The 16,597-nt window shown below is 72.4% G+C and carries 19 protein-coding genes; 12 read left to right on the forward strand and 7 right to left on the reverse strand.

What is annotated here, in order from left to right:
• Positions 1-108: 108 nt before the first annotated feature.
• On the reverse strand, positions 109-867 hold the full coding sequence (locus tag ACWDA7_RS41240) for a YcnI family copper-binding membrane protein (RefSeq protein ID WP_450611760.1): 759 nt from the start codon (positions 865-867) through the stop codon (positions 109-111).
• Between the two features lie 40 nt (positions 868-907).
• Positions 908-1,495: a hypothetical protein gene (locus tag ACWDA7_RS41245; protein ID WP_450611762.1), complete on the reverse strand. Its 588-nt coding sequence runs from the start codon at positions 1,493-1,495 to the stop codon at positions 908-910.
• Between the two features lie 120 nt (positions 1,496-1,615).
• On the opposite strand from ACWDA7_RS41245, the gene ACWDA7_RS41250 reads away from it, so the two are divergent.
• Positions 1,616-2,014, forward strand: coding sequence for a TOBE domain-containing protein (locus ACWDA7_RS41250; RefSeq protein WP_450611764.1), 399 nt, complete (start codon positions 1,616-1,618; stop codon positions 2,012-2,014).
• A gap of 21 nt (positions 2,015-2,035) precedes the next feature.
• On the opposite strand, the gene ACWDA7_RS41255 is transcribed toward ACWDA7_RS41250, so the two are convergent.
• Complete coding sequence (locus ACWDA7_RS41255) at positions 2,036-2,518, reverse strand: molybdopterin-dependent oxidoreductase (protein ID WP_450611766.1); 483 nt, start codon at positions 2,516-2,518, stop codon at positions 2,036-2,038.
• Positions 2,519-2,709: 191 nt separating this feature from the next.
• Between ACWDA7_RS41255 and modA the strand changes: the two genes are divergently transcribed.
• The 8 genes from modA to ACWDA7_RS41295 all read left to right on the forward strand — a co-directional run bounded on the left by modA (position 2,710) and on the right by ACWDA7_RS41295 (position 9,626).
• Positions 2,710-3,552 carry a molybdate ABC transporter substrate-binding protein gene (gene modA, locus ACWDA7_RS41260; protein WP_450611768.1) on the forward strand — a complete coding sequence of 281 codons (843 nt, stop codon included), beginning with the start codon at positions 2,710-2,712 and terminating at the stop codon, positions 3,550-3,552.
• Positions 3,549-4,400, forward strand: coding sequence for a molybdate ABC transporter permease subunit (gene modB, locus ACWDA7_RS41265; RefSeq protein WP_450611770.1), 852 nt, complete (start codon positions 3,549-3,551; stop codon positions 4,398-4,400). The genes modA and modB overlap by 4 nt, the downstream gene beginning before the upstream one ends.
• On the forward strand, positions 4,397-5,488 hold the full coding sequence (locus ACWDA7_RS41270; RefSeq protein WP_450611772.1) for an ABC transporter ATP-binding protein: 1,092 nt from the start codon (positions 4,397-4,399) through the stop codon (positions 5,486-5,488). The genes modB and ACWDA7_RS41270 overlap by 4 nt, the downstream gene beginning before the upstream one ends.
• Before the next feature lie 93 nt (positions 5,489-5,581).
• Positions 5,582-6,001 carry a TOBE domain-containing protein gene (locus ACWDA7_RS41275; RefSeq protein WP_450611774.1) on the forward strand — a complete coding sequence of 140 codons (420 nt, stop codon included), beginning with the start codon at positions 5,582-5,584 and terminating at the stop codon, positions 5,999-6,001.
• Positions 6,002-6,157: 156 nt separating this feature from the next.
• Complete coding sequence (locus tag ACWDA7_RS41280) at positions 6,158-6,841, forward strand: DedA family protein (RefSeq protein WP_450611792.1); 684 nt, start codon at positions 6,158-6,160, stop codon at positions 6,839-6,841.
• Entirely contained in the window at positions 6,838-7,488 is a 651-nt protein-coding gene (locus tag ACWDA7_RS41285; protein ID WP_450611776.1) for a phosphatase PAP2 family protein, read from the forward strand. The genes ACWDA7_RS41280 and ACWDA7_RS41285 overlap by 4 nt, the downstream gene beginning before the upstream one ends.
• A gap of 60 nt (positions 7,489-7,548) precedes the next feature.
• Entirely contained in the window at positions 7,549-8,211 is a 663-nt protein-coding gene (locus ACWDA7_RS41290; protein ID WP_450611778.1) for a response regulator transcription factor, read from the forward strand.
• Positions 8,208-9,626 (forward strand): sensor histidine kinase, encoded by a 1,419-nt coding sequence (locus ACWDA7_RS41295; RefSeq protein WP_450611780.1) that lies wholly within the window; start codon positions 8,208-8,210, stop codon positions 9,624-9,626. Before ACWDA7_RS41290 ends, ACWDA7_RS41295 begins: the two co-directional genes overlap by 4 nt.
• Here ACWDA7_RS41295 and ACWDA7_RS41300 read toward each other — a convergent pair.
• From ACWDA7_RS41300 to ACWDA7_RS41315, 4 genes are all read right to left on the reverse strand, one after another.
• On the reverse strand, positions 9,607-10,506 hold the full coding sequence (locus ACWDA7_RS41300; protein ID WP_450611782.1) for a COG4705 family protein: 900 nt from the start codon (positions 10,504-10,506) through the stop codon (positions 9,607-9,609). The two genes, ACWDA7_RS41295 and ACWDA7_RS41300, sit on opposite strands and share 20 nt — an antisense overlap.
• 152 nt (positions 10,507-10,658) lie before the next feature.
• The gene (locus tag ACWDA7_RS41305; RefSeq protein ID WP_450611784.1) at positions 10,659-11,486 is read right to left on the reverse strand and encodes a COG4705 family protein; all 828 of its coding nucleotides are present in this window, start codon (positions 11,484-11,486) and stop codon (positions 10,659-10,661) included.
• Between the two features lie 130 nt (positions 11,487-11,616).
• Entirely contained in the window at positions 11,617-12,525 is a 909-nt protein-coding gene (locus tag ACWDA7_RS41310) for a lysylphosphatidylglycerol synthase transmembrane domain-containing protein (RefSeq protein WP_450611794.1), read from the reverse strand.
• Positions 12,526-12,587: 62 nt separating this feature from the next.
• Entirely contained in the window at positions 12,588-14,102 is a 1,515-nt protein-coding gene (locus ACWDA7_RS41315) for a hypothetical protein (RefSeq protein WP_450611786.1), read from the reverse strand.
• Between the two features lie 259 nt (positions 14,103-14,361).
• On the opposite strand from ACWDA7_RS41315, the gene ACWDA7_RS41320 reads away from it, so the two are divergent.
• The 3 genes from ACWDA7_RS41320 to ACWDA7_RS41330 all read left to right on the forward strand — a co-directional run bounded on the left by ACWDA7_RS41320 (position 14,362) and on the right by ACWDA7_RS41330 (position 16,442).
• Positions 14,362-14,763 (forward strand): BlaI/MecI/CopY family transcriptional regulator, encoded by a 402-nt coding sequence (locus tag ACWDA7_RS41320; RefSeq protein ID WP_359394184.1) that lies wholly within the window; start codon positions 14,362-14,364, stop codon positions 14,761-14,763.
• Positions 14,760-15,662, forward strand: coding sequence for a M48 family metalloprotease (locus ACWDA7_RS41325; RefSeq protein ID WP_450611788.1), 903 nt, complete (start codon positions 14,760-14,762; stop codon positions 15,660-15,662). Before ACWDA7_RS41320 ends, ACWDA7_RS41325 begins: the two co-directional genes overlap by 4 nt.
• Positions 15,663-15,797: 135 nt before the next feature.
• Complete coding sequence (locus ACWDA7_RS41330; protein WP_450611790.1) at positions 15,798-16,442, forward strand: RraA family protein; 645 nt, start codon at positions 15,798-15,800, stop codon at positions 16,440-16,442.
• The last annotated feature ends 155 nt before the right edge of the window (positions 16,443-16,597 follow it).

A 16,597-nucleotide genomic window follows, 5' to 3' on the forward strand; every position in this document is an offset into this window, starting at 1 on the left:
GCACGTGGTCCAGACACATCCAGGTCCGCCGGGATCACCCGGATGTCCGGGTGCCGGTCGTCGTTGCGAGATCAGGCGAGGCCGTCACCGCCCGCGGGACGGGACCCGTCATTCGGACGAGGACGGGCGCGTACGGCCGCGGGCGACCGCGAAGCCCGCGGCGGCCAGGCCGAGTACACCCACGACCAGGCCCGCGATACCGAGGCCCCGGGCGGTGGAGTCACTGGTGGCGGCGGCCTTTGTGGTGGAGTCGCCCGGCTTGTCCGCCGCCCCCGTGGCGGTGGAGGAGGAAGCCGCCGCCGAATCGTTGCCCTCCGCCGTGCCCTTGGCGGTCAGCTGGAGGACCGGTGCCGGGTTCTCCGGCTCGTCCGCGCCCTTCTGGGCCTCCTCGATCCAGCGGACGACGTTTCCGTCGGAGTAGGTCTGCAGTGTCTTGAAGGTCAGCTGGTCCGTGTCGTCCGGGAGCTGACCGAAGGCGACGTCGAAGTCCTGGTACTGGCCGTGCCGGATGCGGCCGCCGGTCCAGGTGATCTCGGAGACGGCGTCGGTGATGGTGCCGTCGTCCGTCTTGACCGGTGTCTTGAGCTTGGTGGTGGTCACCTGTGCGGTCCAGCCGTCCTGCGGGGAGACCAGCACACCGAGGACCGGGTGGTCGGTGGGCAGGAAGACCTGCACCTTGGTGGTCGCGGCGGTGTCCTCCTCGTTGGGGACCCGGAAGGTGAGCACACCGTCCGTGGCGCCCTTGGCGTAGCTCTCCGGGTGGACGGTGACGTGCGCGAAGGCCGCGCCCGCCGCGGTGAGGACACCGGCGGCGGTGAGGGCGCCGACGGTGGCGGCGCGACGCAAAGTGGTACGCATCGGGGACATGTGTGGGGAAGCTCCGTACTCGTGCTCGATTTTTGGGGGGTTAGATTCGGTACGGGGATCCCAGGGGCGGGCCGCGCCGGGACAGGGCGTGCCGCAGCAGCGCCTGCCGGAGCGGGCGGCGCAGCGGGCCGCGGGAGCGGGGCGGCCCGGCGTACTCGGGCAGCGGCACCGTACGCCGCCAGGCGGCGAGGCCCGGGACGAAGGCGACGGCTTTGCGCAGCAGCGAATAGAGGGCGGCCTCGCCGCGCCGCAGGCACCAGGAGCAGACCAGAGCGGCGGCCAGGTGAGCGGCGACGGCGTGAGAGGTCATCGCGTGCGGCTGGCCGGCCATGTGCATGCCGTGGGGCATGCCCGGCATGTCCATCGGCGTGGCCGGCCGGCCCGCCGCGTCGAAGCCGAGATGGAGTCCGCCCTGTACGAACAGCATCGCGAGACCGATGCCGAGGAGCGAGCGCTCCCTCCCGGCGAACGCCACTCCGCCGGCGAACACGGGAAGGAATCCCACCGCGTCCGCCCACACCGGTGGAGCGGAGCCGGTGGCCAGGGTGTGTCCCCCTGCGGCGAGCAGCATGCACACGACGGCGAACATCGCCGCGCGCACGCTCCGCACCGTCCAGGACACTGTCATTGCGTGGGATCCTCCCACGCGGAGATCGGCGATCATGTCGCTTTGCCAGGACAAGGCGTGTGAGGCGCGCCTCCGGGCCGCGTTCGGGCGGGGCGGCGCCGGGCACCTATCGTGACGGCCATGCAGTCCTACACAATCGGCCAGGCCGCCCGTCTGCTGGGAGTGAGCCCGGACACCGCGCGACGGTGGGCGGACGCGGGCCGGGTGGCGACCCGGCGCGACGAGAGCGGGCGGCGGGTCATCGACGGCAAGGACCTGGCCGCTTTCTCGGTGGAGCTGGCGCGCGGCGGCACCGGCGAGGAGGACGCCCCCTCGTACACCTCGGCCCGCAACGCGTTCCCCGGCATCGTCACCGCCGTGAAACTCGGCGACGTGGCCGCCCAGGTGGAGATCCAGGCCGGACCGCACCGCCTGGTCTCGCTGCTGACCCGGGAGGCCGTGGAGGAACTCGGCCTGGAGGTGGGGATGGAGGCCACCGCCCGGGTGAAGTCGACGAACGTACATATCGACAAGACCTGACGAGCGGGCGCCAACCGCCTCTCATGCCCCTGGGCCGTAACGGCCGTCCACCTTTATCGCGTTGATGCCGCTGACATAGCGCGCGCCGCAGCGGTCCTGCGGCAGCACGAGCTGGGGTCCGGACCGGTCGAGCGGGGTGTCGTCGATGCTTGCCGCGAGGAGGACGGGCGCACGCCCGAAGTCCGGGTCGATCTCCGCCCAGGACAGCAGGACGTAGTGGCCGTCCGCGCCCGTGACGAGGATCAGGAAGCGCAGCCGGTCCTTGCGCCGGCCGGGATCGAACACGGGACCCGCGGCCGAGAGCACGTCGTACAGCAGCGGACCCCTGAAGCAGTGGTGCTGTACGCCGCTGGTGGCGCACTCGAAACTGACCCGCCTCTCGCGCTGCGGCATGGCCAGCAGGTCGGGCACGGTCAGCCGGGCGGGACGCGCGAGGTCACCGGTGAGGCTGAGCTCCGCCGGCACCGCGGCGTCGGCGACCGGTTCCGTCAGGGTCTGGCCCACAGGTCACCACCTCCCGGATGTCAGTACCCGGGCGGCGACCCCGTACAAACGCACATACCGGCTCCAGAGGCCGATCACCCTGCTGATGCGATGCAACAGATGACTTCCGGATGGCATCTGCGTCATTATGATCGGCGTATCGGAGGGGTCCAGGGGTCCCCTCCCAGCCGAAAAGGGGAAGTGGACCCGTGATGACCCGTTCCGCGCGCCGCAGTCGGCGTCTGCTGCAGGTGACCGGCGTGGCGGCCGCCGCGCTGCTGGCCCTGAGCGCCTGCTCGTCCTCGTCCGACTCGAGTTCCTCCCCCACGTCCGACTCCTCGGCGTCCGCAGCGTCCACAGGGTCCTCGGCCGCGAAGCTGTCCGGCACCGTCACCGTCTTCGCCGCCGCCTCCCTCAAGGAGAGCTTCACGACCCTCGGCCAGGAGTTCGAGAAGCAGCACCCTGGCACGAAGGTGTCCTTCAACTTCGGCGGCAGTGACACCCTCGCCGCGAGCATCACCAGCGGCGCCCCCGCCGACGTCTTCGCCGCGGCCAGCCCCAAGACCATGGCCATCGTCACGGACAAGAACGACGCGGTCGGCACGCCCGCCACCTTCGTGCGCAACCAGCTGGAGATCGCCACCCTGCCCGGCAACCCGGACAAGGTCGCCTCCCTGAAGGACCTCACCAAGTCCGGCCTCAAGGTCGTACTGTGCGACAAGACAGTGCCGTGCGGTGCGGCCGCGCAGAAGGCGCTGGAGGCGAGCAACCTGAAACTCACGCCGGTGTCGTACGAACAGGACGTCAAGAGCGCCCTGACGAAGGTGGAGCTGAAGGAGGCCGACGCCGCGGTCGTCTACAAGACCGATGTGAAGGCGGCGGGTGACAAGGTGGAGGGCGTGGAGTTCCCCGAGTCGGCCAAGGCCGTCAACGACTATCCGATCGTCCAGCTCAAGGACGCGCCCAACGCCGAGGCGGCCAAGGCGTTCATCGCTCTGGTGCAGTCCGACGAGGGCCGCAAGGTCCTGACCGAGGCCGGGTTCCTCCAGCCGTGACCCGGCTCGACACGTCCGGCGCCGCGGCCGACACGCTGGTGGGCGTGCCGCGGCGCGGGCGTGTCCGCCGCCCGGGAGTTCCACTGCCGCTGCTGCTGCCCGCGCTGATCGGCCTGGCGTTCCTGCTGCTGCCGCTGATCGCCCTGCTCGTACGCGCCCCGTGGCGCACTCTGCCTGACCAGCTGACCAGCACACAGGTGTGGCAGGCCCTGCAGCTGTCCCTGGTGAGCGCCACCGCCGCCACCGGGGTGAGTCTGGTGCTGGGCGTGCCGCTGGCCTGGCTGCTGGCCCGTACCACCTTTCCGGGACGGGGTGTCGTACGGGCGCTCGTGACGCTGCCGCTCGTGCTGCCCCCGGTGGTGGGCGGTGTGGCCCTGCTGCTGGCGCTCGGGCGCAACGGAGTGGTCGGGCGGTGGCTGGACGCGTGGTTCGGGATCACTCTGCCGTTCACCACGGCAGGGGTGGTGGTGGCGGAGGCGTTCGTGGCGATGCCGTTCCTCGTCATCAGCGTGGAAGGCACACTGCGGGCCGCCGATCCTCGCTACGAGGAGGCCGCCACGACGCTCGGCGCCTCCCGCTTCACCGCGTTCCGCCGGGTCACGCTGCCGCTGATCGCGCCGGGCATCGCGGCCGGTTCCGTACTGGCGTGGGCGCGGGCGCTCGGTGAGTTCGGGGCGACCATCACCTTCGCGGGCAACTTCCCGGGCCGTACGCAGACGATGCCTCTGGCCGTCTACCTGGCCCTGCAGAACGACCCGGCGGCGGCCATCGCCCTGAGCCTGGTGCTGCTGGCCGTGTCGATCGCGGTCCTTGCGGGGTTGCGGGACCGCTGGATGACCGCGCCGTGACCCAGACCGGACAGGCGGCGACCGGCAGCACCCCCGCCGGCGCACACGGCGAAGGCCTCGACGCGCGGGTCGTCGTCGAGCGCGGCACCTTCCGGCTCGATGTGGCGCTGACCGTGGCGCCCGGCGAGGTGGTGGCGCTGCTCGGGCCCAACGGCGCCGGGAAGACCACCGCCCTGCGGGCGCTGGCCGGACTCGTCCCGCTCTCCGACGGCCATCTGCGGCTCGACGGCGCCCCGCTGGATCGTACGCCGCCCGAGTCGCGTCCCGCGGGAGTCGTCTTCCAGGACTACCTGCTCTTCCCGCATCTGACCGCCCTGGACAACGTGGCCTTCGGTCCACGCTGCCAGGGCGCGTCCAAGGCGGAGGCTCGCGCGGTCGCCGCCGCATGGCTGGAGCGCATGGGTCTCGCCGACCACGCCGGTGCCAAGCCGCGGCGGCTGTCCGGCGGCCAGGCCCAGCGGGTGGCGCTCGCCCGCGCCCTCGCCACCCGGCCTCGGCTGCTGCTCCTGGACGAGCCGCTCGCCGCGCTGGACGCCCGCACCCGGCTGGAGGTGCGGGCCGGACTGCGGCGCCATCTCGCCGAGTTCGAGGCGGTGGCGGTGCTCGTCACACACGACCCGCTGGACGCGATGGTGCTCGCCGACCGACTGGTGGTCGTGGAGCACGGCCGGGTCGTCCAGGCCGGCACGCCTTCGGAGATCGCCCGCCGTCCGCGCACGGACTACATCGCCCGGCTCGTGGGACTCAATCTGTACCGGGGCACGGCCGAGGGGCACACCGTGCGGCTCGACGCCGGCCCCGCGATCACGACCACGGAGGATCTGTCCGGACCGGCCTTCGTGGCCTTTCCGCCGAGTGCCGTGACCCTGTACCGGGACCGGCCGAGCGGCACCAGCGCCCGCAATCTGTGGCGGTGCGACGTGGCCGGCCTGGAGAGGCACGGCGACCAGATCCGCGCCGACCTCACCGGTGAGCTGTCCCTGGCCGCGGATCTGACCGCCGTCGCCGCGGCCGAACTCGGCCTCCAGCCGGGCGCCCCGGTCTGGGCGGCCGTCAAGGCGGCGCAGACGCACGCGTATCCGGCCTGACACGCCGCGCCGGTGCGGCCCGCCGATCCGGTCGCCGTGGGCTCAGCATAGGTACAGACGCTGACATTCCCTCACGTACCGCGAGGCGCACCCATGAACCTGAGCATCCGCAACCAGATCCCCGGGACCGTGACGGCCGTCACTCCGGGCGAGGTCATGGCGATCGTCAAGGTCAGATTGACGGGAGGTCAGGACGTGACCGCCGCGGTCACCATCGAGGCCGTCGACGAACTGAACCTCGCCCCGGGGGCCTCCGTGTACGCCCTGGTCAAGTCCACGGAGGTCGCGCTCGCGACCGCCGCCGTGGAGGGCATCTCCATCCGCAACCAGCTGCCCGGTACCGTCGAGCGTCTGACCACGGGCGAGGCCATGGCATCGGTGAGGGTCACGGTCGCGGGCGGTGCGCTGACGGCCGTGATCACGCGGCTCGCGGTGGAGGACCTCGCCCTGGCGCCCGGCTCCCCGGTCGTCGCCCTGATCAAGTCGACCGAGGTCGCGCTGGCGACGGCCTGAGCCCTCGCCGCCCGGTCAGCTGCCGCGACGCGGCGGCGTTCACCCGAATCGCTGATCACGGGAACGTTCGCCACCGCACTATCGTCTACAGTTAAGTAGACGGTCTACATGATTGTAGTCATGCTGGGTGGCGCCGTGCCGCCCCCAGCCTCCCCCATGGAAGGGCACGCGACGATGGCCACACCCCTGTCACTGGGAGCCCAGCTCGCGGTGAACGTGCTGGACGCCCAGTCCCTGCTCGCCGCCTTCGGCGTGCTGGGCGTCGGCGTGGTGATGTTCGCCGAGACGGGCCTGCTCATCGGCTTTTTCCTGCCCGGCGACTCCCTGCTGTTCACGGCGGGCCTGCTCTGCACGGGCTCGGGTCAGCACGGAGTGAAGCTGTCGCTGCCCCTGCTGCTGGTCGCCGCGGCCGTCGGTGCGATCGCCGGGTCCCAGTGCGGCTATCTGATCGGGCGCAAGGCGGGCGGCACGCTCCTCGCCCGCAGCCGCTCGGCCCGGCTGAAGGAGGGCGCACAGCGCGCCGAGGAGCTCCTCGACCGCTACGGGCACGCGAAGGCGATCGTCCTGGCCCGCTTCGTCCCCGTGGTGCGCACGGTGCTCAACCCGATGGCCGGCGCACTGCACGTGCCCGCGCGGACCTTCACCCTCTGGCAGGTGGTCGGCGGCCTCCTGTGGTCCCTCGGCCTCACCCTCGCCGGATACGCCCTCGGTTCGTCGGTGCCGAATGTCGACAAGTACCTGCTGCCGATGATCGCGGTGATCGTCGTGGTCTCGCTGATCCCGCTCGCCCTGGAGCTGCTGCGCTCCCGCCGGGCCGCGAAGGAGGGTGTCCGCGAATGACGGAAGCCTTCGACGGAGCGTGGGTGGACGGCTCGGCCTACACCGACGTGGTGGGCCTCGCCCACCGCGCGCCTTCCTGGCTCGACGCCCTGATCTCCGCCTGGTCGACATACGGGCTCGGCCTGTTCGCCGTACTGATGCTCGCCGGCTGGTGGCGGGCACGCCGCACCGGCTCCGGCGCCGCGGCGGTCGCCCTCGCGGTCCCGTTCGTGGTCGTCCTCGCCTATGCGCTGAACGACGCGCTGAAACTGGTCGTCCGCGAGGACCGCCCGTGCCAGAGCCTGCGTGTGGTCACGCTCGAAGCGTGCCCGGCCCCGGGCGACTGGTCGTTCCCCAGCAACCACATGGCGATAGCCGCGGCGGCCGCGGTCGCCCTGTACTTCGTCTCCCGCCCCATCGGCCGCACGGCGCTGGTCGCCTCCGGCGCGATGGGCGTGTCCCGGGTGTGGGTCGGTGTGCACTATCCGCACGACGTGATAGCCGGGTTCGTTGTGGGAGCCCTCGTCGCATCGGTCGTGATGATCCCGTTGACCCGCCACCCCGATGCCCTGGCCCGCCGTCTGGCGACCACCCGGCTGCGTCCGCTCCTCTCGGCGTCCGCGGCCGCGCAGGACCCCGCTCCGGACCGGGCGGCCACTCCCACCTGACCGGCCCGGGCCGGCACCCGCGAAGCCCCGTCCGACCGGCGCGCGACCCCATGGAGGACCATGCGCCACAAGATCCTGGTCGTCGAGGACGACCACGCCCTGCGGGACGTGCTGCTGCGCGGCCTGTGGGAGGAGGGGTTCGACACCGTGCCCGCCCCGGACGGCGCCACCGCCCTGCGGCTGGCCCGCGACGACGTCTCCGCGGCGGTCCTCGACATCGGACTGCCCGACGCCGACGGCCGTGACGTCTGCCAGGCGATCCGGGCCAACGGCTTCCTCGCGCCGGTCGTCTTCCTGACGGCCCATCACCGGCTCCCGGACCGGCTGTCCGGCTTCTCGGCCGGCGGCGACGACTACCTGTCCAAGCCGTTCCACCTCGCCGAACTCGCCGCCCGGCTGCGCGCGGCGGTCAAGCGGGCCGCTCCCCGCCCGGCCGCGACCGCGGGCGACCTGGTCCTCGATCCCGTGCGGCACCGCTTCACCGTGCGCGGCGGGCACGTCGACCTGACGCCGACGGAGTTCCGTCTCCTCGCCGCGCTGATGGCGGCGCGCGGGGACATCGTGCGCCGCCGCGAACTGGTCCGCGCGGGCTGGCCCGAGGGCGCCCTGGTCAGTGACAACACGCTGGACCAGTATCTGACCCGGCTGCGCCGCAAGCTGCGCGAGTCGGGCAGCGACCTGACGATCGGCACCGCGCGCGGCATCGGGCACCGGCTGTCATGACGGCCGTCCCCGCCCGGCTCGTCGCGCGCCCGGCACGGGCGGCGGCCCTGCTCGCCCGGCTGGCCCCGAGCACGCTGCGCGGCCGTCTCTCCCTGGTGGCGCTCACCACCGCCGCGCTCATCATGGTGATCCTCACCATCCTCTTCAACACGGTGGTCCGGCAGCACCTCCAGCGCCAGGCGGACGACGAACTGCGCACCCGGGCGGCGGCGGTCGCCACGACGGTCGACACCAGCGGCCCGAAGGTGCGCGTCCTGGAGACCTCCAACGACGCGCTCCTGGACGCCAACGTCTGGATCTACTCCGGTGCGCGCCTGCTCGAACAGCCCGCCTCCACCACCGCGCGGGGGCCGCTGACCCGCGTCGCGTACGGCTTGGTGGCGCACGGCGGCCAGGACTGCGTCACCGCCGAGGACCGTCACGCCGACGGACCCGTCCGGCTGTGTGCCGAGCCCGTGGCCCAGCGCGCGGGAGGCAGTGCGGCGACCGTCGTCACCGCGTTGGACCTCTCCCCGTACCGCAGTTCGGCGGACACACTGCTGCTGGGATCGTTCGTCCTGGACACCGTGATGCTCGCCTGCACCTATGCGCTCACCCGTCTCGCGGTCGGACGGGCGCTGCGTCCCGTGGGCACCATGACCGACCAGGCCACGCAGTGGAGCGCCGTGGCCTCCGAAGAACGCTTCGGCGCATTGGGCCGGCCAGCGGAACTGGCCAGTCTCGGGCTGTCGTTGGACGCTCTCCTCGACCGCATCCGGGCGGTGCTGCGTCATGAACGGCAGCTGACCGCGGAGCTGTCGCACGAACTGCGCACCCCGCTCAGCAGGATCGTCGCCGAGCTGGACTGGTGGCAGGCCCGCCCGCGCACGGACGCCGAGACAGGGGCCGCCCACGCCGTGATCGCCGACGCCGCCCAGTCGATGCGCACCATCTGCGACACCCTGCTGAACGACGCCCGCGAGGGCACGTCCACCGCTCCGGGGACGGCCGAAGTGCTGCCGGCGCTGCGGCGTCTGGCCTCCGGCCTCGCCGCCCCGGCTCAGCTGACGGTCGAGATCCGCGCAGGGGACGAGCGGCTGGAGGCGGGGGTCCCGGCCGCCCTGCTCCAGCGGACGGTCAGTCCGCTGCTCGCCAACGCCCTGCGCTTCGCCCGCTCGTACGTCGCTATCGAGGCCCGGCGCACGGTCGACGGCGTACGGATCGACGTCACGGACGACGGTCCCGGGGTGCCGGAGTCGTTCGCCGGGCGGCTCTTCCAGCCCGGGCAGCGAGCCGATCCGCACGACGGGCACGGAGGTGCGGGCCTCGGGCTTCCGCTCGCGCGACGCCTGGCCCGCTCGGCCGGCGGCGAGGTGCACCACGATCCCGGCCACACCCCGGGCGCGCGGTTCGTGGTCACCCTGCCCGCCGGCTGACGGGATCCCGGCCATCGGCGGCCGGCGGCGGTGCGACGGCGTGTCTGCGCTCCTGGACGTGGGCGTAGGCCATCAGGACCAGCAGGATCGCGAGCAGCACGGCCGACGAGCCCGCGGTGCCGAGGTCGAGGCCGCCCTTGTCGGCCGGCTTGGTGAGGAAGTCACCGGCGGTGGCGCCGAGCGGGCGGGTGAGCACGAAGGCGATCCAGAACAACACCACATTGGGCACCGCGGGCACCCGCATCAGGACGACGAGCACCAGCAGCGCACCGGTCACGAGCAGCGCGCCGCCCCCGTAGCCGAGGCCGGAGCTGTCGGAGAGGAAGTCGCCCATCGAGGTGCCGAGGGTGTTGGAGACGAGGATCGCCGACCAGAAGAGGGCCTCGCCGCGGAAGGTGACGATGTCGCGGATCTGGAACGTCATCCCGGTCAGCTTCCAGACGGTGAAGATGACGAGCAGGATCGAGATGAGGATGGCGGCGCCCGCGGGATAGCCGAGACCCAGGCCCTGGGGCCCCCAGCCGAGCGAGGTGGCTCCCTTCGCCAGGTACTTTTCGCTGGCGTCACGGTTCATGAAGTCGGACATCGTCGTGCCGGCCATGCTGGTCGACAGGATGACGGTCCAGTAGAAGAAGGGGTTGTAGCGGGCGGAGCGGAGCTGGACGACCAGGGTCACCACGAAGACCAGGAACAGCGCGATCGTGGTGAGGAAATAGCCCAGCCTGAGGGTCTGGGCGAACAGATCGCCCGCCGTCTCGCCCAGGGTGGTCGCCGCGATCTTCATGATCCAGAAGGCCAGGGTGACCTCCGGCAGTTTCTTCACCACGCTCCTTCGTGCCTCGGCGGCGCCGGGGCGGGTGAGGACTTCGGACTTCTCCACGGTGCGGACCCTCCAGTGCGGGCAATGACACAGGGCGCTCGTGGAAGGCGAGCGCCCTGCGCAGACGGTGGGGACGGCCGTGCGTCGCGGCCGCGTCGGGGTCCGACCCTGTCAGCGGTGACCTGAATCGATCCTGAACACGTGATGACCCGTCAGTTCGTGTTTGCCGCCGCGCGCTCGGGTTCGGCGGCATCCGTGCGGGTCACCGAGAGGTAGATGACCAGGGCGAGGATGACGGTGAGGAACAGCGCGCTGGTCACGACGGTGCCCAGGCCGAGGCCACCGTCACCGGTCGGCTGGGAGAGGTAGTCACCCATCGAGGCGCCCAGCGGACGGGTGAGGACGTAGGCGCTCCAGAAGCTGGTCACGGCGCCGAGGCCGAGCGCGAAGCGGGCCACCGCGACCGCGGCGATCGCCAGGGCGAACAGGACCGCGGAGACCCAGTAGCCCAGGTTCATCTTCTCGGCGACGAGGTCGCCCGCGGCGGTGCCGAGGGCGAAGGTGAACAGGACCGCGAGCCAGTAGAAGGACTCGCGGCGCACGGTGTCGACGTGATGGATGGACAGGGTGCGCTCGGTGCGGTACCAGGCGCCGAGCACGATCGCGAGGAGGACCGCGAACACCGTGGTGCTCAAGGTCAGCGGCACACCCATGTTGTCGGTGAGGTTGTCGCTGATCAGCGTGCCGACCACGCTGATCAGGGCCACGGCGAGCCAGTACACGCCGGGACGGTAGGCCTTGGTGCGGAACTGCACGACGAGCACCACCGCGAGCAGCGCGCTCATCACCAGCGACACACCGGTCAGGCCGAGGCCCGCCTTGTCGTTGAGGAGGTCGGCCGCGGTCTCGCCGACCGTCGTGCACAGGACCTTGATGATCCAGAAGTAGACGGTGACCTCGGGGACCTTGTTCCAGCGCAGTCGGGGAGCAGCTTCGGCGGCGTCCCGGAGCCGGGCGTTCTCAGATATCTCAGATGTCATGAGGCCCGACGGTGCCAGCGGGAACCCTGAACGCATCCTGACGACGGCGGCGCATCACGCGCCCCGCCTGGCACACACTCACACTACGGCCGGTCATCGGCCCGCTGACGCCTCTGCGACGCCCCGGCGGTCACAGCTTCTTGCGCTTGACCAGCAGGGCGAGCACCACAAGGCCCGGGATCAGCGGCAGCCACACCGTCAGCAGCCGGTAGCCGATGACCACGGAGGCCGCCACGCCGCCGGGGGCGCCGACGAGTGCGAGGGAGATGGCGAGCGCGGCGTCCAGGGAGCCGATACCGCCGGGGGTGGGCAGCAGTACGGCCGCACTGCTCGCCACGAGGTAGGCCAGCGCCACCTCCCCCGGCGGCAGCGGCAGACCGAGCGACCGGGCGACCGAGATCACCACCAGTGAGTGCAGCGAGGCGAAGGCCAGCGACCCGCCCCACAGGGCGGCCGCGCGGCCGGGAAGCCGGTGCACGGCTCGTACATCCGCCAGCACGGCCCGCGAGGCGCGCCGCAGCGGTCCGCACAGGACCACCCCGAGCGCCGCGGCGACAAGGACCGCGGCCGCCACCGCGACGGTGGAGAGGGGCGGCAGGCGCAGCAGCCCGGGGCCGGCCAGGGCCAGGACCGCGATCAGCGCGCCGCGCGACACGGCACCCGCGGTGGCCTTCACCGCCAGCGCCGTCGCCGAGCGGGGCACGGACAGTCCGCAGCGGGTCAGAAAGCGCAGGTTGACGGCGCCCGCGCCGGCACCCGCGGGCAGCAGGTGGTTGGCGGCGGAGGCGGCGAACTGCACGGCCACCAGGCGCGCCCCGGGCAGGCCCTCGGTCACGGCACCCTGCTGGGCGAGCGCTGAGCAGGCCCAGGTCGACACGGTGGCCGTCGCGGCGAACAGCAGCCAGCCCGGGTCGGCACCGGCGAGCCGCGCGGTACCCGCCTCGATCACCGGCCAGTGGTGCCGGGCGAGCAAGGCGGCGCCGACGAGCACGGCGAGGGTGGCGGCCACGTGCCAAGGGGCGCGCCCGCGCAGGCACATCAGCCGGGGGGCGGGCGGCGCGGACGCGGCCGGTGCCGCCGCCTCGGTCGTGGTCGGAGGCGTCATCCGGGTCCGCCCCCTGCCGCCGTGGGGGCGACGTAGATGTGCACACCGTCGAAGGAGTGCGCGCTCCAGTCGTGCGCGTACGACGGCAGCCGGCCCGCGACGGTGTCCAGATAGGCGGCGGGCATGCGCCCGGCGATGCGCGCGATGTCCCCGGCGGTGCTGTTCTCGTTGCTGCCGTCGGTCGCGGCCGAGGAGCAGCCGGTGTAGAAGGCGATGGGGACGGATTCGTACCCGGCCAGCAGACAGGGCGGCCTCACACCCAGCCGGTGCAGTTCGGCGGCGGTACGGGACCAGGCGTGGCGGTCGGCGGTGGTGCGGTCCACGGTGCGGTGCAGCACCGTGTACTGCACGGCCAGATGCCCGGCAAGACCGAGCGCGACGAGCGACGCGGTGACCGGCCGCCACCGTCCGTCCGGCGCCGTGACCAGGTGAAAGAGTGCGTCGGCCACGGGAATCGCGAGCAGGGCGTAGGCGGGTAGCAGGAAGCGGGGCGCCGCGTATCCGATCAGGAACAGGTACGGGAAGGCCGCCGTCACCGCGCAGACCACCGGCAGCACGGTCCGGCTGGGGGGTGCCGGGCGCCGGGCCCGGAAGGCGATGCCGACCGCCAGAGCGGCGAGCAGCGGCAGGACGAACCACCAGGCCGTGATGGACGGGTTCGGCAGGGGGCCGGAGCACGGGCGGCACAGGGTGCGGCCGCCGAGGCTGCGCAACTGGTCGCCGATCGCGATGCTCCAGCCCAGGCCGCCCTGTATGCGGGAGCCCTCGGACAGGCGCCGCAGGAGCCCTCCGTAGCTCTCGTACGCCTCGGCGGTCCACTGGGCCCATCCGACCGCGAGCCCGCCCACCAGCGCCAGCAGCACCGGCAGGCGCCGCCACCGGGGCAGGAAGATCAGCAGGAACAGCAGCGGTGCCGTGGTCCAGACGGCGTCGGTGGGCCGCATCAACGTCATGACCGCCACGCTCACGGCGACGCCCCACACGGCTGCCCGGTCGTCGGTGTCCGCGTGGGCGCGCAGAAAGCAGCCGACGGCGGCCAGGGCGCCGACGGCCACCCAGTAGTTGGGCATGGCCTGCGGGCCGTAGAAGAGGGTCACCCACAGGCTCGCGAAGAGTGCGCCGCCGAGGGAGAGGACGCGGGCCGGGAGGAGGCCGGACCAGGAACGCAGGGCGAGGAACAGGGAGGCGCCGGACAGCACCGCGAGGTAGAGCCTGAGCAGGCCGGTGGAGGAGGACCACGAGGTGACCGGGGCGACCAGGAAGGCTGTCCCCCGGGCGCGCGGCGCGCTGAAGTACGCGGCCGGGGCGTGGGCGCTGATCTGGCTGACGTACACCGTCTCGTCCCAGCCGAGTCCCATGCGGGGCCGTACGAGGAGGAGCTGGGCCAGTGTGAAGGCGGCCGCCACGAGGGCCATCAGACCCGGGCCGCGGTCGCGCCACGACAAACCGGCCACCGACGGCCCCGTGAGCCGGCGAACCCCGGCCAGCGTGGTGTACCCGCTGTTGGTCATACCCCTCCTCACCCCCTACAGGCCGTAGGGGCATCACACCCTACAGTACGTAGGGTTGACGGTCGAAATCAGGGACGAATCAGGCAAATCACGCCTAAGTTAACCCGGTTGACCTTGGGATGCAGTTCGAGTGGGGTGGCCACCCGGCCACCTTTCGGCGTCATTGCGCCGATCGGGTGAACGCACAGCGCTCCGGTGGGAAGGCGGTGCGCTCCGCCCACCGCCGTCGCGCCCCCCTACGCGCTGTAAGGTTGCGGGCATGGCTGGCACAGGCCCCCAGGGCAGAGCGGAACGACGCAACGCCGGTGAGCTGGAGAGCGAGGTGCTCGCCACGCTGTGGGCCACCGAGCAGGCGCTCACGCCGGCCGAGATCCAGGCCGATATCGGCGGCGGCCTCGCCTACAACACCGTGCACACCATCCTGAAGCGCCTCTACGACAAGGGGCTCGTCCTGCGCGACGTGGACGGGCGGCGCGGCGCGTACCGGCCCGCGAAGAACGCGGCCGAGCTGACCGCCGAGGCCATGCACGAGGCCCTGGACCGCGGACCCGACCCGATCGCCACGCTCCAGCAGTTCGTCTCCGGCCTCAGCCCCGAGGAGGAGCAGGCCCTGCGTGATCTCCTCGGCGGGCCACCGCTCCCCGACGGAGGCGGCGTATGAGGATCGACGTCTACCTCCCGATCCTGCTCTCGCTGCTGCTGACGGCCCTCAGCCCCCTGGTCGGCCGGCGGGTGGCGCCCGCGCTCGCGGCCCGGGTGCTGGCCACGTCCGCCGTCTTCACCGCGGCCGCCACCACCTGGTCGCTGCTCCTGCTCGCGGTCACCCTGGTGAACCAGGCGCCGCCAGTCGTCGCGGACGCCCGCGACGACGGCCGCCGGCTGCCCGACCCGGTCCCGGAGACGATCGCCATGGTCGCGACCCTCGCACTCGTACTGGTCGCCGTACGCGTGTACCGGACCGTCCGCGCCGAGCGCACCACCCGCCGCGCACTGCGCCGCCTGTGCGCCGGGTATCCGGAGGACACGGAACTCGTCGTCGCCGCGTCATCCCGGGCACAGGCGTTCGCCATCCCCGGCAACGCCGGGGCACCGGGCCGGATCCTGGTCACCTCGGCGATGCTGAGCGCGCTCGAACCGGCGGAGCGCCGGGTACTGCTGGCCCACGAGCGCGCCCATCTGGCCCACCGGCACGCGTTCCTGGCGAATGCCGTCGCCCTCGCCGCCGCGGCCGACCCGCTGCTCGCACCGGTACGCACCACCGTCAGCTTCCTCGTCGAGCGCTGGGCGGACGAGCAGGCGGCCGACGTGGTCGGCGACCGCTCCACGACGGCCCGCGCCCTGGCGCGCGCGGCCCTCAGCGCCAAACGCCGCTCCCCGTCCTGTGCGCTGCACTTCAGCGACCACGCGGTCGTCCGACGCATAGCCGCCCTCCAGGCCGGCCCGCCCCCGCACCTGTGGCCGCTCGCCGCGACGACGCTCGCCCTCGGCGCACTGCCGGCCCTGGGGGCCGCGGACGCGACAGGGGATCTGCTGCGACTTCTGGAGCACGTCCTGGTCTGACCCGCCCGCACCGCCCCGCCGCCCGGGGCCGGACTCCGCACAGGACGCTCCCTCCGCTCAACTCCCGGTGCCCGAAGGGATGATCGCCGGCACCCCGGAAGCGTAGAGTCGATGATCGTCCGAACGGAGGAGCCCATGACCGACGCCACCGGAACCGCCAGCGCATTCAAGGACATCCCGACCACCACCCTCGCCGACCTGCTCGGCCGCGAGCAGGTCATGGACATCGGCATCCGCCCGCTATGGCCCTCGGGGCCGCGCGTGGCGGGTCCGGCGTTCACGGTCCGCTGCCCTCCCGGCGACAACCTGATGCTGCATGCGGCGATCCACCGCGCCGAGCCCGGTTCGGTCATCGTCGTCGAGTCGGGAGACGTCGACTACGCGCTCGCGGGAGGCAACGTCTGCGCCGTCGCCCAGCGCCGGGGAGTCGCCGCGTTCGTGGCCGACGGCGTCATCCGCGACCTGGCGGAGGTCCGCGAAATCGGCTTCCCGGTCTTCGCCCGGGGTGTCATCCCGATCCCGGGCACCAAGAACGCCGTGGAGCCGCTCAATGTGACGGTGCGGTGCGGCGGTGTCCAGGTGGACGCCGGCGACCTGGTGGTGGCCGACGAGGAGGGCGTGGTGGTGGTCCCCGCCGCCCGTCGCGAGGAGATACTCGCCGCCGCCCGGAGGAAGCTCGCGAAGGAGGCGCAGGAAACCCTCGGCATGTGGGAGAAGGCGCACCGGGCGAAGATCGACGCGATTCTGTCGGAGAAGGGGTTCGCAACTGCTGCCGATTGACCGTGCTGGAGTGCGCTTTGGTGAGCGTGAGTGAGTGCTGGCGTTGGCAGCCGGGCGTGTGGGCGGGTTTCCGGTCGATGGGAACGGGAGTTTGTCTGCCGAATGCGTGACCTTCGCGGCCGGGGGTCGTTGGGTAGGGGGACGGGATGTCGTGG

The sequence above is a fragment of the Streptomyces sp. NPDC001156 genome, assembly GCF_053598275.1.

What these genes read in the sequence shown, in the direction of transcription:
- ACWDA7_RS41250 (WP_450611764.1), top strand. Translation starts at nt 1,616, where the DNA reads ATGCAGTCCTACACAATCGGCCAGGCCGCCCGTCTGCTGGGAGTGAGC.
- ACWDA7_RS41330 (WP_450611790.1), top strand. Translation starts at nt 15,798, where the DNA reads ATGACCGACGCCACCGGAACCGCCAGCGCATTCAAGGACATCCCGACC.
- ACWDA7_RS41315 (WP_450611786.1), bottom strand. Translation starts at nt 14,102, where the DNA reads ATGACCAACAGCGGGTACACCACGCTGGCCGGGGTTCGCCGGCTCACG.
- ACWDA7_RS41280 (WP_450611792.1), top strand. Translation starts at nt 6,158, where the DNA reads ATGGAAGGGCACGCGACGATGGCCACACCCCTGTCACTGGGAGCCCAG.
- ACWDA7_RS41285 (WP_450611776.1), top strand. Translation starts at nt 6,838, where the DNA reads ATGACGGAAGCCTTCGACGGAGCGTGGGTGGACGGCTCGGCCTACACC.
- ACWDA7_RS41245 (WP_450611762.1), bottom strand. Translation starts at nt 1,495, where the DNA reads ATGACAGTGTCCTGGACGGTGCGGAGCGTGCGCGCGGCGATGTTCGCC.
- ACWDA7_RS41275 (WP_450611774.1), top strand. Translation starts at nt 5,582, where the DNA reads ATGAACCTGAGCATCCGCAACCAGATCCCCGGGACCGTGACGGCCGTC.
- ACWDA7_RS41295 (WP_450611780.1), top strand. Translation starts at nt 8,208, where the DNA reads ATGACGGCCGTCCCCGCCCGGCTCGTCGCGCGCCCGGCACGGGCGGCG.
- ACWDA7_RS41305 (WP_450611784.1), bottom strand. Translation starts at nt 11,486, where the DNA reads ATGACATCTGAGATATCTGAGAACGCCCGGCTCCGGGACGCCGCCGAA.
- ACWDA7_RS41310 (WP_450611794.1), bottom strand. Translation starts at nt 12,525, where the DNA reads ATGTGCCTGCGCGGGCGCGCCCCTTGGCACGTGGCCGCCACCCTCGCC.
- modA (WP_450611768.1), top strand. Translation starts at nt 2,710, where the DNA reads ATGACCCGTTCCGCGCGCCGCAGTCGGCGTCTGCTGCAGGTGACCGGC.
- ACWDA7_RS41290 (WP_450611778.1), top strand. Translation starts at nt 7,549, where the DNA reads ATGCGCCACAAGATCCTGGTCGTCGAGGACGACCACGCCCTGCGGGAC.
- ACWDA7_RS41240 (WP_450611760.1), bottom strand. Translation starts at nt 867, where the DNA reads ATGTCCCCGATGCGTACCACTTTGCGTCGCGCCGCCACCGTCGGCGCC.
- ACWDA7_RS41325 (WP_450611788.1), top strand. Translation starts at nt 14,760, where the DNA reads ATGAGGATCGACGTCTACCTCCCGATCCTGCTCTCGCTGCTGCTGACG.
- ACWDA7_RS41320 (WP_359394184.1), top strand. Translation starts at nt 14,362, where the DNA reads ATGGCTGGCACAGGCCCCCAGGGCAGAGCGGAACGACGCAACGCCGGT.